A 15180-nucleotide genomic window follows, 5' to 3' on the forward strand; every position below is an offset into this window, starting at 1 on the left:
GATTTATTTTTTAATTAATGTACCTGTGAGTATATTAATTAAAAAATAAACAATCTATGATAATGCTCATATCACGCCTTAAAAATCAATTTGAATAAGAGCGCAAACAGATGAAGCAGATCAATCCTATCATATTGGGCTTACTCATTGTCAGTAGTGTCGTCCTCAGCGCCTGCCAGAAAGAGCTTCCCAAGACCGAGGAAATTCCTTATGTCATGGTGGCCCAGCCGAGTGGTAACCATGTTGATCAAAAGAGTTATGCCGGGGATGTTCAGGCCAGACAGCAAACCGCTTTGGCCTTCCGTGTCGGGGGACAGGTGACCGAACGTTATGTTGATGTCGGAGATCGGGTCAAAGTTGGACAGGTGCTGGCAAAACTGGATGTCAAAGATGCGCAATTGCAAATGAATGCGGCCAAGGCACAGTTACAAAGTGCACAGGCCGCTGCAAAAATTGCTGCAGAAGAATATCAGCGTTATCAGCAGTTATTACCGGTCAATGCAGTGAGCCGTTCGCAATTTGATGCGGTCAAAAATCAGTATGAATCTGCTCAGGCAAGCTTGCAGCAGGCCCGTTCTAACTATGAAGTATCCTCCAACCAGACCGGTTATAACCAGCTGATCTCGAATAAAAACGGGGTGATTACCCAGCGTCAGATCGAGATTGGACAGGTGATTGCCGCAGGACAGGCCGCTTACCAGTTAGCCATTGATGGTGAACGCGAAGTGGTGTTTGGTGTGCCTGAACAGGCGGTCAGCAGCATTAAAGTGGGGCAGCCTGCATGGGTCACCTTGTGGTCACAGCCAGATGCACGTTTTGCTGCCAGAGTGCGTGAGGTTTCGCCAGCAGCCGACCAGTCCCGGACCTTTACCGTGAAAGTGTCTTTACTGGAAGGGCAGTCCAGTATTCAGCTGGGGCAAAGTGCGCGGGTGTTCTTTGTCGCACAGGATAATAATGTGCTGAGTGTGCCTTTATCCAGTGTCACTGCCAATGATCAGCAAGCCTATGTCTGGGTGGTGAATACGAATCAAACCATTCGTAAAGTCCCAGTGACCTTAGGCACTTATGGGCGTGATAGTGTACCTGTCCTTGCCGGCTTAAAAGCCACGGATTGGGTCGTGGTCGGTGGCGTACATTTGTTACGGGATCAGCAAAAAATTCATCCCGTCGATCGTGATAACCGCGATATTCAAGTTAAAACGGGAGGTTAAACATGAAATTTAACCTTTCAGAATGGGCACTCAAAAATAAGGGCATTATCCTTTATTTTATGCTGCTGCTCGGCATCGTCGGCATCATGTCCTATTCCAAACTATCCCAGAGTGAAGACCCGCCATTTACCTTTAAGGTGATGGTGGTACAGACCTACTGGCCTGGCGCGACAGCCAAAGAGGTCTCGACCCTGGTCACGGATCGAATTGAAAAAGAGTTGATGACCACGGGGCAGTATGACCGTATCATGGCCTATTCACGTCCGGGTGAGTCCTTGGTGACCTTTGTCGCCAAAGACAGTCTACCGTCCAGTGCCATTCCGGATGTCTGGTATAACGTGCGCAAAAAGGTCAATGATATTCGGACCCAGTTGCCAAGCGGTGTACAGGGACCATTCTTTAATGATGAATTTGGCGATACCTTCGGCAATATCTATGTACTGACTGGCAAAGACTTTGACTATGCGGTAATGAAAGAATATGCCGACCGTTTGCAACTGCAATTGCAACGGGTCAAAGATGTCAGCAAGGTTAATCTGGTCGGTCTACAAGACCAGAAAATCTGGATTGAACTGTCCAATACCAAGGCGGTGCAATTAGGAGTACCGGTCACCGCGATACAGGAAGCTATCCAGAAGCAAAACGATATGGCGGGTGCCGGTTTCTTTGAAACAGGCACGGATCGTATTCAAATCCGGGTCAGTGGACATTTACATAGTGTCGATGACCTGAAAAAAATGCCATTACTGGTCGGTGACAGAACCATTCAACTGGGAGATGTTGCCGAGGTTTATCGTGGCTTTAGCGAACCTGCCCAGCCACGCATGCGTTTTATGGGCGAGAACGGGATCGGGATTGCGGTGTCGATGCGTAAAGGTGGCGACATCATTGCCTTGGGTAAAAATCTCGAAACCGAATTTAACCGCCTGCAAAAAAGCTTACCTCTGGGCATGAAACTGCAAAAAGTGTCTGATCAACCTGTGGCGGTACAACGCAGTATTCAGGAGTTCTTAAAAGTTCTCGCGGAAGCGGTGATCATCGTTTTATTGGTGAGCTTTTTCTCGCTGGGTTTCCGTACTGGCTTGGTGGTGGCACTTTCTATTCCACTGGTGTTAGCCATGACCTTTGCCGGCATGAATTTGTTCGATGTGGGACTGCATAAGATTTCACTGGGCGCATTGATTCTGGCGCTCGGGTTGCTGGTCGACGACGCCATTATCGCGGTTGAAATGATGGCGATTAAGATGGAGCAGGGCTACAGTCGACTCAAAGCCGCAGGTTTTGCCTGGCAAACCACGGCTTTCCCGATGCTGACAGGCACCCTGATTACCGCAGCAGGTTTCTTACCGATTGCCACCGCTCAATCGGGGACAGGTGAATATACCCGTTCGATTTTCCAGGTGGTAACCATTGCCTTGATCGTGTCATGGATTGCCGCCGTGTTATTTGTGCCTTATCTGGGGGAGAAACTCCTGCCTGATTTCACCAAGCAGCAACAGCAAGCGGCGTGGTATGTGCGCTTGTGGGCAAGATTGCGCAAGCAACCTGCGCCTATTGTGGAAGCGCATGGACAACAGCATGATCCTTACCAATCCAAGTTTTATCAGTCTTTTCGCCGTGTGGTCGAAATCTGTATCACCTATCGAAAAACCGTGATTGCCGTGACCGTCGGGATTTTTGTGTTGTCGGTGGCGATGTTTAAGCTGGTGCCACAACAGTTCTTCCCGCCATCCAATCGTGCTGAAATTCTGGTGGACTTAAAACTGGAAGAAGGTGCCTCCCTGACCGCGACAGAACAAGCTGTACATAAGGTGGAACAATTCCTGTCCAAACAAAAAGGCATTGATAACTATGTGGCTTATGTCGGGACGGGTTCACCGCGTTTCTACTTGCCTTTGGATCAGCAACTGCCGCAAGCCAGCTTTGCCCAGTTTGTGGTGCTGGCCTCATCTTTGGATGATCGGGATGAAATTCGTCGTTCTCTAGACACACAAATCAAGCAGCTCTTACCTCAAGTGCGTACCCGGGTGTCGTTACTGGAAAATGGTCCGCCTGTGGGCTATCCATTGCAGTACCGGGTCTCAGGTGAAGATCTGGCAACGGTTCGGGCCGAGGCACAAAAAGTTGCAAAAGTCCTGAGTGAAGATCCAAATACCACCAATGTGCATCTGGACTGGGGCGAGCCAAGCAAAATCATTGCGATTGACATTGATCAGGATCGTGCCCGTCAAATGGGGGTGTCCAGTGTCGATCTGGCCAATTTTCTCAATGCTTCGGTCACGGGCTCGGTGATGAATCAATATCGTGAAAAACGTGAATTGATTGAAATCCGTTTGCGTGGCGATCAATCGGAACGGGTTGAAGTGGCGTCTTTAGCGAGTCTGGCGGTACCGACCAGTAAAGGCAGCACTGTGCCACTGGCGCAAATTGCCACAATCGAATCGCGCTTTGAAGAGGGTTTAATCTGGCATCGTAATCGCCTGCCAACCATTACCGTTCGCGCGGATATTCGCACGCATTTGCAACCTGCCACTGTGGTGCAACAGCTGGCAGACAAGATGCAGAGCTTACGTGCAGACCTGCCAAGCGGTTATTTACTGGAAGTGGGCGGCACAGTTGAGGAGTCGGCCAAGGGACAAAACTCGGTCAATGCCGGTATGCCTTTATTCCTGGCCGTGGTGATGACTTTATTAATGATCCAGCTACGCAGCATGTCACGCGCGGCCATTGTGTTGCTGACTGCACCATTGGGGTTGATCGGGGTGGTGGCATTCTTGCTGCTGTTTAATAAACCTTTCGGTTTCGTGGCAATGCTCGGTACGATCGCACTGTCAGGCATGATTATGCGTAACTCGCTTATTTTGATTGATCAGATCGAGCAGGATATACAGGCGGGACATGTGCCATGGGATGCGGTCATTGATGCCACCATGCGCCGTTTCCGTCCCATTGTCTTGACCGCACTGGCTGCGGTACTGGCGATGATCCCGTTATCTCGCAGTATTTTCTTTGGTCCGATGGCCGTTGCGATTATGGGCGGATTGATTGTTGCGACCTTATTAACCCTGTTTTTCCTGCCTGCACTTTATGCAGCATGGTTTAAGGTTAAAAAAACAACATAACTATCGTAATTATTTTGTGAATAAAGGTGCGAAATATTGAAAATTTCAATATAGTAGCACCTATATTTTAAGACCAAAAAATAATTGAATTTCATTGCATGACAAATTTTGCACAATGCTGTGAATGAGGTGATATAGAGCATGGGGCAAGACAATATTGAGCAGCATCGCCGCTATGTGGTGATTTCTTACGTGTTCATGTTTCTTGCATTATTTACAATCGTGTTTGCAGTGTTTGCCTACCTGTTAGCACGAAAAGTTGCGATTGTGGATAATGCTGAAGTATGGATACATGCGCATGCACTGTGGATTATGCGTAATGTGCTGTTATTTATCTTGATGGCCTTTTTTGCTGCCTTATGGTTTATTCCATTATTCTTTTTTGCGTGGGACAGCGCGCTCTGGGTGACTGCAATGACCGTTGCAGGCGTGGTCTTCAGTTCGATTGCCTGGTTATTTTTATTGAATACATGGCTCAAAGGCATTGCCAAGTACTTTAAAAATAAAGCAGTTTTTTAATTTTACTGCTTTTTTATTGAATTAGACCTTGTAAATTTATCGTACAGCCCCTATTAAGGCTCTGTTGACTTTAGAAATAAAAAGTCGGCAGAGCCTATTTGTTTTTTTAGATTTGAATAAATTCCGTGAGGAGCATCGCCAACCATGGCTAAACGTGATTATTATGAGGTTTTAGGCGTTTCGAAAACCGCAAGTGATGATGAGATCAAGAAAGCCTATCGTAAGTTGGCGATGAAGTATCATCCAGACCGTAACCCTGACAACGCAGAAGCTGAAGAAAAGTTCAAAGAAGCATCAGAAGCCTATGAAGTGCTGTCTGACGGCGAAAAGCGCAGCATGTATGACCGTGCTGGGCACAGTGCCTTTGAAGGTGGCTTCGGTGGTGCCGGTGGCGGCTTCGGCGGTTTTAGCGCAGAAGACATTTTTAGCCAGTTTGGCGACATTTTTGGTGGTGCGTTTGGTGGCGGTGGCCGTCAGCAACAACGCCAACGCCGTGGTTCAGACCTGCGCTATGTAATGGAACTGACGCTCGAAGAAGCGGTTAAAGGGGTGAAAAAGACTATTACCTTTACTGCGCCAGCGCCATGTGAAACCTGTGATGGTAAAGGTTCTCAAAATCCGAATGATGTCGAAACCTGTCGAACCTGTCATGGTGCAGGTCAAGTGCGTATGCAACAAGGTTTCTTCTCGGTGCAGCAAACCTGTAGTACCTGTCGTGGTCAAGGTAAAATCATCAAGAATCCATGTAAGAGCTGTCATGGTTCAGGCGTTGCCGATCGTCAGCAAACACTTGAAGTGACCATTCCTGCAGGCGTGGACAATGGCGACCGCGTACGCTTAACCGGCAAAGGTGAAGCGATCCGTGATGGTCAGGCCGGTGATTTGTACGTTGAAGTCGTGGTACGTGAACACGAAGTCTTCCAGCGTGATGGTGCGGATCTCTATATGGACGTGCCAGTCAGCATTGCAGATGCGGCTTTAGGTAAAGAAATTGAAATCCCGACCTTAGAAGGCCGTGTCAGCTTGAAAATTCCTGAAGGTACACAAACAGGCAAATTGTTCCGCTTACGTGGTAAGGGTGTTCGTCCGGTACGTAGCAGCATGGTCGGTGATTTACTCTGCCGTATTGTGGTAGAAACGCCGGTGAACCTGAACAGTCGCCAACGTGAATTGCTGAAAGAGCTCCAAGCCTCTTTTGATGGGGATGGTCATGCTTCATCGCCAAAGAAAAAATCATTCTTTGATCGCCTGTTTGACTAATTGGCATTCATAAAAAAAACCTGCTACGGCAGGTTTTTTTTATGGGAAATTTTTAGCGCAAGCACAGAGTTTTGCTATAGTAGCTGAATTGTTTAAATAAAAGACTGGGAAAAATTATGTCAACTTCTCCACGCATTGGGATCTTGGGTGCAGGCGGACGCATGGGGCGTATTCTGATTCAAGCGGTACAACAGGCAGGTTACCAGCTTGCAGCCGCAGTGGAACGTCCGGAAAGCAGTCTGGTGGGTGCAGATGCAGGTGAGCTTGCAGGGATTGGCAACATCGGCGTCAAGATCGTGGGAAGTTTGAGTGAAGTATTGAAAGACTGTGATGTGGTGATTGACTTCACTGCACCGGATGCCACTGAACAGCATTTGAAGCTGTGCCGTGAAGCCGGTGTGGCCATAGTGATCGGGACCACGGGGATGTCAGATCAACAAAAGGCATTCCTTGAAGAAACTGCAACCCATACACCGGTCGTGTACGCTGCCAATTATTCAGTGGGGGTTAATGTTTCGATTAAATTACTGGAACTTGCAGCCAAAGTATTTGGCGATACGGTGGATATCGAAATCATTGAAGCGCATCATCGCCATAAAGTGGATGCACCGTCAGGTACTGCATTCATGATGGGTGAGGCGATTGCCGATACTTTAGGCCGTAACCTGAAGGAAGTGGCGGTATATGGACGTGAAGGCTATACCGGCCCGCGTGACCGCCAGACCATTGGCTTTGAAACCATTCGTGGCGGTGATATCGTCGGTGAACATACCGTGATGTTTATTGGTGAAGGTGAACGTGTTGAAGTGACGCATAAAGCCACCAACCGTATGAACTTCGCCTCAGGTGCAGTTCGTGCAGCAGCCTGGGTGGTTGGCCGTGAAGCGCGTAAATACGATATGAAAGATGTTTTGGGCTTTAACGAGATTGAAGTATAAAACGTTCCTTTTTGGTACTATAAAAGAGCTTGTTGAGCTTTCTTTCCGTCAGGAGTGAAACAAGCTCTCGCTATCATTAAAACAATCGAGCATGACATGAATAAAAAACATATCGTCCTTGCTACACTGCTCAGTATCAGCAGCTTTACCGTCAATGCAGCAGCTGATAAGGCCAAGCTGAGCTTACATCGTAATAATATCAAGGTCTGGACCTATCAGACCGAAAATAATCCGATTATCCAATATAAAGCAGAAACCACGTTCGACGTACCACTGGAACATGCCGCTGCGGTAGTGTTGGACGTAGAGCGTACACCGCAATGGGTGCCCTATGTCGGAAAGGCAAAAATGCTGTCGCGGGATGACAAAAAAGGCGAGTTTACCTTGTACATGGTACTGGATTTTCCTTTCCCCTTAAAAGACCGTGATGTGGTGATTAAGGGCAAAATGACCAAGAACGCGGATGGCAGTATCAGTATTAAAAACAATGCCATTCAGGATGATTATCCGGAACAGCCCGATGTGGTGCGTTTAAGCAAATATGCTGGTGACTGGACTTTCCAGAAATTGGCCAGCAATAAGGTCAAAGTGACCACCAGTGGATACGCTGATCCGGCAGGTTCGATTCCACTCAGCTTTGTGAATATGTTTGTACAGCAGCAACCTTATCAAATGCTGATGAAAATGAAAAAAGAAGTGCTCAATCCGATCTATGCGCAACCGAAGTTGCCCGAGTTATTGAAGTAATAAAAAAGCCTGATTCAATCAGGCTTTTTTATATGGCTTATGCTTGCGGGCATTGTTTGAGTTGAGCCGCCGGTTTCTTGGCCAACTTGATCTGGATAAACACCAGAATTAAACCAATACCTGCCAGTACCGCACCGATCATGGAGACCGCTGTGTAGTTTAAGCCGAGACTCAAGACTGCGCCGCCTGCCGCTGCACCAATGGCATTGCCCAGATTAAAGGCGCCGATATTGACAGAAGATGCCAGTCCGGATGCTTCACGTGCAACCGACATCACACGCATTTGCAAAGGCGGTACAATCGCAAATGCTGCCGCACCCCAGATCACCAGACCAATGGCTGCACCCAGTTGTGATTGCGCCAGGAATGGGAAAATCACCATCAAGCTGATCAGCAAGACCAGAAAACCAATCAGGGTTTTGTCGATCGACATATCTGCAAACTTACCGCCGAAATGGTTACCGATAGAGAAACCAATCCCGATCAAGACCAGCATCATGGTGATAAAGGTCGGTGAAGCATGGCTAAATTCAACCAGACTCGGCGCGATGTAGGTATACAAGGTAAACATGGCCGAAGCACCAAACACGGTGGTCAACAGCGCCAGCACCACAGGCAGGCGGGTCAGCACTTTTAGCTCCATTTTCACATTCGGTTTTTGACCGACGGAGCCTGCAGGCAGGGCTTTCCAGAGCGATAGCATGGTGATGACACCGAGTATAGAAATCGCCAGGAACGACATACGCCAGCCAATATTTTGTCCGACCCAGGTGGCGAGGGGTACACCACCAATATTGGCAATGGTCAGTCCCATAAACATGGTCGCTACCGCACTGGCCTGTTTATTGGCTGGCACCACACTGGCTGCCACCACCGATCCAATCCCGAAGAAGGCACCATGGTTAAGACTGGTCAGCAGACGAGCCCCCATTAAGCTCATGTAGTTCGGCGCAAAGGCTGCAATCAGGTTGCCAAGGGTAAAAATTGCCATCAGTACAATCAATGCATTGCGACGGGCAAAACCACCAAACCATAAGGTCATGATTGGCGCACCGAGCATCACGCCCAGTGCATAACCCGTGATCAGCATACCTGCACTTGGAATTGACACGCCCAGATCATTGGCAATATTGGGCAACAGTCCCATGGGAGAAAACTCGGTTGTCCCAATGGCAAATGCGCCAATGGCCAGTGCCAGCAACGGCAGGTTGATGCGGCTGCTCATGTTATTTGTCCCATTCAGGCGCAAATGGTTCAGGACTCACTTCTCGACCATTACGTTCTAGTTGAGCAATCAGCTGCATTTCCTCTGCACTTAAGGTTAAGTCTTGCGCTTTTAAGTTGCTGATCAGGTTTTCACGTTTTGTTGATGAAGGAATCACCGCAAAACCATTTTGCAATGCCCACGCCAATGCGACTTGTGCCGTGGTTGCCTGATGCTGTGCAGCAATTTCAGCCAAGGTTGGATCATTCAGCACTTTGCCATAAGCCAGGGTCATGTATGAGGTCACGTCAATGTTTTGTTCACGTAAGTAGTTCACCAGATTACGGTTTTGTAAATACGGGCTGAGCTCGATCTGGTTAGTGGCAATGTGTTCTACACCAATGCTGTCAATCGCTTGCTGGGTCAAGGCAATATTAAAGTTCGAGATCCCGATTTGTTTGGTCAAACCTTGTTGTTTCGCTTCCAGAAGTAATTGCATCACGCTCGGAATCGAGACACCCAGTGCTGGAGCTGGCCAGTGGATCAGGGTCAGATCGACGGCATCGGTACGAAGTTTTTGTAAGCTGTCTTTTAAGCTGGGAATAAATTTGTCTTCGGCAAAGTTATCAACCCAGATTTTTGTGGTTAAAAACAAATCCTGACGGGCAACGCCACTTTCAGCAATGGCTTGGCCTACAGCCGCTTCATTTTCATAAATCTGTGCGGTATCAATGGTACGGTAACCCACATCAAGGGCCGTTTTAACCGAGTCAATCACGGCCTGATCTTTAAGACGGAAAGTACCTAAACCAAATTGAGGGATACGCATATTATTCACCTAATCTTGTCATGCTCAATTGAGCGTATTTTGTTGATGGGTAGAATTTTGCAATAATTATTGTTGCTAAAAAATAGAGGAATTTGCAAAATATAGTTGACTAAATATCAATAATTGAAGGGTTCAATGAAATCAACCATTGAAGAATTACTCGCTTTTATGACCATTGTTGATACCGGTTCCTTTATTGCTGCCGCAGAAAAACTCGGACAGACGGCATCGGGTCTCAGCCGTTCGCTCAGCCGTTTGGAATCAAAGCTGGAAGTGACCTTGTTAGAACGGACCACGCGCAAATTAAAACTAACACAAGAAGGGCAACAATTTCTGAATCATGCCCGTAAAATCTTAAGTGACTTAAATGCAGCGGAAGAGGCGTTGCAAAAATCCGATCAAGATACTTCCGGTCTCATCCGGATTGATTCGGCCACACCGTTTATCCTGCATGTGATTGCACCATTGGTGCATAAGTTTCGCCGTTGTTATCCCAACATTGAAATTGAGCTCAATAGTAATGATCTGGTGATTGATCTGCTGGAGCATAAAACCGATGTGGCTTTCCGTTTTGGTGAACTGCATGATTCCAGTCTGCATGCCAAACTGGTGTGTAAAAGCCGGATTTATATTGTCGCCAGCCCGGACTATTTAGGTCGTCATGGCATTCCACAACAGCCAAAAGAGCTGCTTCAACATGATGTGATTGGCTTTACCCGACCAGCCTATATCAATAAATGGCCATTAAAGATTGAGGGAGAATATTTTCAGGCCCAGCCTAAAATTAAAGCCTCAAGTGGAGAAACCGTACGGCAACTGTGTCTGCGCGGGCAGGGGATTGCACGACTATCAGAATTTGAAGTCTGGAAAGACCTCAATGAAGGTAATCTGGTGGCCCTGTTTGAAGACCAGATCGAACATTCTTATCAACGCATCCATGCGGTGTATTATCAGCAAGAACACTTGCCAAAACGTATCCGTTTATTTATTGAGTTTTTGACTGAGCAATTAAGTCAGGGCTTCTCGGTTTGCCAATAGCATCATTTTGAAGCTGCACATTCAGAACCGGAATGGACGGACCTGTTTTTGACAGGACAGACACCACAATATGTTGCTGTTGTAGCTTGCATTCCAGTTCTAGCGTTGGCAATAAGTTACTGGCTAGCATGACCCCATTTTCATTGGGTTTTTTATAGGTCATCTTGATGATGCGACTCTCTGCGGTGGCTGCGCCTTTTTCCATTTTCCATAACTCATAAGTCGGTTGATTCTGCAGGCGTAAGTAACCTTCCGAGAGTGACTTACACACCTGTTGTTGTGGGTAGGTGGCTTGGTCACTGAGTTCACAGCCGCTCAGTAAAATTATGCCGTATATAAATAAGATATTATTTTTCATTGGTTTATCCTGTGGCAGTTGATTTTTATAGCTTAACGGTGTTGTATAAACCAATACAGATACAGAAATTTATAAAAAAGCAGTACAGAGATGACCTTCCAATATCAACGTCTGGCAGAACAGCTGGCGCATAAGATCTATCAACATGAATTACAGCCACAACAGAAGCTGAGTTCTTTAAGGGAATTTGCTCGTCAGCACAGTATTAGCCTGAGTACGGCGCAACAATGCTATGAGTTGCTGGAAGCCAAAGGGTTGATCTATGTCAAAGCAAAATCGGGTTATTTTGTCAGTTCGAGACAATATCAAAGTCCCGTGCCAGATAGTCCCGGGTTCGAGTCGATGAGTCGGCAAGTTTCAAATTTAGACCTGCAGAACCAGATCCAAACCGCTTCGATCCAGAACCATTTGACCCCTTTGGGTGCCATTCAGCTATCTCCCCATCTAATTCCAGTCGAGGGCTTGCGCCGTTCCTTGCAACGTGCGCTGAAACACTGTCAGCCAGAAGATTTTCTATATTGCAATAAACAGGGACATCAACAGTTGCGGCAGGCCTTGTCAGATCATTGGCGCGAAGATGGTATCTATGTTGCGACGGACGATATTTTTATCAGCAATGGATGTATGCCCGCGTTGTCGCTGTTGATTCAGCAGATCACCAAACAAGGCGATAGCATTCTGATTCCAACGCCTACCTTTAACGGGCAGTTGCAAATGCTGGCCAGTTTGAAACGCCAGATTATCGAAATTCCAGCCGACCATCGTGGCATTGATCTGGAACGTTTAGAATATTTTATGCAACAGGGCAGTGCCAAGCTGTGTTTGATGACCGCCAATTTTCAGAATCCCTTGGGCTATTGCCTCAGCAATCAGCAGAAGCAGCACATCGCCAAGCTGGCTCAGCAGTATGAGTGTTTTATTCTGGAAGATGATATTTATGGAGAATGCAGTTTTCAGAAGGAGCGACCTTTACCCATCCGCTATTGGGATCAGGATGGCTATGTGATCTGGTGTGGCTCGGTGTCTAAATCCTTATCAGCGGCTTATCGTGTTGGCTGGTTCTGTTTAGGACAACAATTACAATATTTAAGACCACGTTTATTGGCGAATAATATCGGAGTAAATACTCCTTTACAGTTAGGGCTGGCTGATTTTATTTATAGCCGGGGTTATCGGGAGCATCTTGATCAACTGAGACCTAAACTCATGCAACAGGTGCAACAATATCGGGCATTTATTTTAGAGGCATTTCAGGGAATCCCGATTGCCTTGAGCCGGTCACAGGGCGGTTATGCCTTATGGCTACAACTTCCGGCGAGCATTACCGGTCTGCAACTGTATTATCTGGCGCAGGCGCAGGGCATTAATATTGTGCCGGGGGAAGTATTTGGTGAAGACCGACGCTATCAGCATTTTCTGCGTTTAAATGCAGGCCATGCCTTAACCGAAGAAATCCGCCAAGCGATACAGCAATTGGCGGACTGGACGCGTAAAAGTCTGAACTAGTTGAAGTCTGCTTTTAGAACGATGCGATAACGTGCCTGACCTGAATGCAGTCGTTCAATTGCCTCATTCAGCTGCGACATCGGGTAGAGTTCAATCTGTGGGGCAATATTTTTGCGTGCGGCAAACTGTAACAGCTGGCGCAGTGCCAAAGGGGAACCCGTAGGTGAGGAGGTGACTGACTTGGCACCATTCATCAAGGTTCCAACCGACACTGGAATCGGTTCTAGAGTCACCCCTAAGAAATGTAAACTGCCATTTGCTGCAAGCGTACTCAGGTAGGCTTGCCAATTCAGCGTTACATTCACGGTACTGAGCAAGAGATCAAACTTGCCGCGTTGTGTCTTAATTGCCTGGGCATCACGACTATTCACCACATGATCTGCGCCCATGGCTTTGAGCTCTTCGGTCTTGTCCGGACTCGAACTGAAAGCCGTAATTTCACAGCCCCAGGCCTTGAGTAACTTAATCGCCATATGACCTAAGCCACCAATCCCAATCACCCCAACATGATGGGTGGCTTGAATTTTATGTTTCAATAACGGATCAAATACGGTAATCCCGCCACAGAGCAGTGGTCCGGCACTTTCCGGATCTAAATCTTCTGGCAGTGGAATTACCCATTGCCAGCCAGCGCGGACTTTATCGGCAAAGCCGCCGGCATGTCCGACGATGGTTGAAATCTTTTCACCGGTACAGAGCACCTGATTGCCGCCAATACAGGGATCACAGGCCTGACAGGTTTCAGCGGTCCAGCCAATTCCGACACGTTGGCCGATCTGTAAACCCTTGGCTTCGGAACCGAGTGCGATGATAGTGCCGATAATTTCATGGCCTGCGACAACCGGATACACTGATGAGCGCCATTCATTATCAATCACCGAAAGATCGGAATGGCACAGACCACAGTACTCAACTTTGACTTCCACCTGATGCGCCTGTAACTCGCCTGCATCAAATTGATAAGGAACTAACTGCTCGCCCGCCTGCATGGCGGCATAAGCACGAATCTGGTTATTGCTCATTGGGGGAACTCCTGTTGAAGGAAAATTTATACTTTATGATTATTTAAAATGGCAATGATTTTCATGGTCATTGACCATACCAACCGCTTGCATAAAGGCATAGCAGGTGGTCGGGCCGACAAATTTAAAACCATGCTTTTTGAGGGTTTTGGAGAGTTTCTGGCTGGTTTCAGTTTGTGCAGGTGCTTCGCGATAATTGATGACATCATTATGTTCAGTTTGCTGATCCACAAAGCTCCATAGCCAGGCCGGAACATCGCTGACTTGATCTTTAAGCTTGAGCCAGGCAATGGCATTGTCGCGAATCGCTTTCAGTTTACCGATATGACGGATTAAACCAGTATCACTGAGTTTGAGCTGCAGTTGCTCATCGCTCAGTGCGGCAATTTCGGTAAGCGGATGGTCGAAGAAATGGGTGCGGTAATGTTCACGTTTTTTTAGCACCGTGATCCAGGACAGGCCAGCTTGCTGACCTTCCAGGCAGAGCATTTCAAACAGGTGTGCTTCGTCGTGTTGGGGCTTACCCCATTCCTGATCATGGTAAGCGATATATAGCGGATCATCGGAGCACCAGCCACAGCGTTGAATTGACATATTGGATGCTCCTTATTGTTATGGGTACGAATAATTAAAGTTTGAATGCCACCCATTCATTTGGGCGTGTATCCCAATAATACAGTTCTGCGCTGCTTAAATCAGCAAATTTAAGCCAAAAGTCTTTGCCGGATTTATCCGCAAAACCGGTGCTGATCAGCAGGGCATCCTCACTGATTTCCATGATCCAGCCTTGATAGCTGGTGCCATTGATGATGATCTTTTGCTGATTGCCTGACTCTGCAAACTCAACCAGACGTTCAATCAATGCTTCTGACATTGTATGTTCCTAACGTAAATACGGGTATGGATTGACTGCTCCACGCCCTTTGCCATTCAAATAAATACCATAGTGTAAATGTGGAGCGGTATAACGCGCATTACCGGTATTGCCCACATAACCGATCAGATCGCCCTTGCGAACGTAATCCCCGACATTGAGCCCACGCTTGTGGCCGTTGAGGTGGGCATAATAATGCCACGAACCTGCTGGACCCATGATCCAGATGACCTTGCCACCTAAATTATTATTACGTAAATCAGCAACTAAGCCTTCAGTTGCACTATACACTTTGGTGCCGCGCTCTGCCATGATATCAATGCCTTCATGGTTACGACCTTGACTGCGGGCAGCGCCCCAGGTGTCCCGTAATTCATTGCGGCTGACGCCTTTGACCGGAACAGGCAAGCGGCTATCCAGTCGCATGTTTTTTAGTTTATTGACCTGTGCATTCGGTAACGGTGTCGCTTTCTTCGGCGCTGTGGCACAGGCTGAAAGTAAAATAATCAACACACCCAGCAACGTATAAGAAATCGGATGGCGCACAAAAAC

15 protein-coding genes are annotated in these 15180 nt (G+C 47.4%); 8 read left to right on the top strand and 7 right to left on the bottom strand.

The window, feature by feature from the left end:
* Positions 1-110 precede the first annotated feature (110 nt).
* The 6 genes from ACINWC323_RS15545 to ACINWC323_RS15520 all read left to right on the top strand — a co-directional run bounded on the left by ACINWC323_RS15545 (position 111) and on the right by ACINWC323_RS15520 (position 7797).
* On the top strand, positions 111-1211 hold the full coding sequence (locus tag ACINWC323_RS15545; protein ID WP_009508899.1) for an efflux RND transporter periplasmic adaptor subunit: 1101 nt from the start codon (positions 111-113) through the stop codon (positions 1209-1211).
* Positions 1212-1213: 2 nt separating this feature from the next.
* Positions 1214-4333, top strand: coding sequence for an efflux RND transporter permease subunit (locus tag ACINWC323_RS15540; RefSeq protein WP_009508861.1), 3120 nt, complete (start codon positions 1214-1216; stop codon positions 4331-4333).
* A 141-nt stretch (positions 4334-4474) separates the two neighbouring features.
* A complete protein-coding gene (locus ACINWC323_RS15535) occupies positions 4475-4852 on the top strand; it encodes a hypothetical protein (RefSeq protein ID WP_009508844.1) in 378 nt (125 codons plus the stop codon).
* A gap of 144 nt (positions 4853-4996) precedes the next feature.
* Complete coding sequence (dnaJ, locus tag ACINWC323_RS15530) at positions 4997-6112, top strand: molecular chaperone DnaJ (protein WP_005228114.1); 1116 nt, start codon at positions 4997-4999, stop codon at positions 6110-6112.
* 116 nt (positions 6113-6228) lie between these two features.
* A complete protein-coding gene (dapB, locus tag ACINWC323_RS15525) occupies positions 6229-7050 on the top strand; it encodes a 4-hydroxy-tetrahydrodipicolinate reductase (protein WP_009508813.1) in 822 nt (273 codons plus the stop codon).
* Between the two features lie 96 nt (positions 7051-7146).
* Positions 7147-7797 carry an START domain-containing protein gene (locus ACINWC323_RS15520; RefSeq protein WP_009508835.1) on the top strand — a complete coding sequence of 217 codons (651 nt, stop codon included), beginning with the start codon at positions 7147-7149 and terminating at the stop codon, positions 7795-7797.
* Positions 7798-7834: 37 nt separating this feature from the next.
* On the opposite strand, the gene ACINWC323_RS15515 is transcribed toward ACINWC323_RS15520, so the two are convergent.
* Together ACINWC323_RS15515 and dkgB are read right to left on the bottom strand one after the other, a co-directional pair.
* On the bottom strand, positions 7835-9022 hold the full coding sequence (locus ACINWC323_RS15515) for an MFS transporter (RefSeq protein ID WP_009508886.1): 1188 nt from the start codon (positions 9020-9022) through the stop codon (positions 7835-7837).
* Position 9023: 1 nt separating this feature from the next.
* Positions 9024-9830 (bottom strand): 2,5-didehydrogluconate reductase DkgB, encoded by an 807-nt coding sequence (gene dkgB, locus ACINWC323_RS15510; RefSeq protein ID WP_009508865.1) that lies wholly within the window; start codon positions 9828-9830, stop codon positions 9024-9026.
* 135 nt (positions 9831-9965) lie between these two features.
* Here dkgB and ACINWC323_RS15505 point away from each other — a divergent pair, with 135 nt between their 5' ends.
* On the top strand, positions 9966-10868 hold the full coding sequence (locus ACINWC323_RS15505; protein WP_009508889.1) for a LysR substrate-binding domain-containing protein: 903 nt from the start codon (positions 9966-9968) through the stop codon (positions 10866-10868).
* Here ACINWC323_RS15505 and ACINWC323_RS0118790 read toward each other — a convergent pair.
* Positions 10816-11226, bottom strand: coding sequence for a hypothetical protein (locus tag ACINWC323_RS0118790; RefSeq protein ID WP_032881074.1), 411 nt, complete (start codon positions 11224-11226; stop codon positions 10816-10818). The genes ACINWC323_RS15505 and ACINWC323_RS0118790 overlap by 53 nt on opposite strands.
* A 90-nt stretch (positions 11227-11316) precedes the next feature.
* On the opposite strand from ACINWC323_RS0118790, the gene ACINWC323_RS15500 reads away from it, so the two are divergent.
* Positions 11317-12732, top strand: coding sequence for an aminotransferase-like domain-containing protein (locus tag ACINWC323_RS15500; protein ID WP_009508816.1), 1416 nt, complete (start codon positions 11317-11319; stop codon positions 12730-12732).
* Here the strand turns inward: ACINWC323_RS15500 and ahr are convergent.
* Genes ahr through ACINWC323_RS15480 form a run of 4 tightly spaced genes read right to left on the bottom strand, consistent with a single transcriptional unit; the run spans position 12729 to position 15174 of the window.
* Positions 12729-13754, bottom strand: a complete 1026-nt coding sequence (gene ahr, locus ACINWC323_RS15495; protein WP_009508879.1) for an NADPH-dependent aldehyde reductase Ahr — start codon at positions 13752-13754, stop codon at positions 12729-12731. The two genes, ACINWC323_RS15500 and ahr, sit on opposite strands and share 4 nt — an antisense overlap.
* Positions 13755-13793: 39 nt before the next feature.
* Positions 13794-14348: a DNA-3-methyladenine glycosylase I gene (locus ACINWC323_RS15490; RefSeq protein WP_009508823.1), complete on the bottom strand. Its 555-nt coding sequence runs from the start codon at positions 14346-14348 to the stop codon at positions 13794-13796.
* 34 nt (positions 14349-14382) lie between these two features.
* Positions 14383-14628 carry a hypothetical protein gene (locus ACINWC323_RS15485; protein ID WP_005228096.1) on the bottom strand — a complete coding sequence of 82 codons (246 nt, stop codon included), beginning with the start codon at positions 14626-14628 and terminating at the stop codon, positions 14383-14385.
* A 9-nt stretch (positions 14629-14637) separates the two neighbouring features.
* On the bottom strand, positions 14638-15174 hold the full coding sequence (locus ACINWC323_RS15480) for a M23 family metallopeptidase (protein ID WP_005228094.1): 537 nt from the start codon (positions 15172-15174) through the stop codon (positions 14638-14640).
* Positions 15175-15180: the final 6 nt, after the last annotated feature.

Origin of the sequence: Acinetobacter sp. WC-323 (genome assembly GCF_000314615.1) — a bacterium.
GTDB classification, from domain to species: domain Bacteria; phylum Pseudomonadota; class Gammaproteobacteria; order Pseudomonadales; family Moraxellaceae; genus Acinetobacter; species Acinetobacter courvalinii.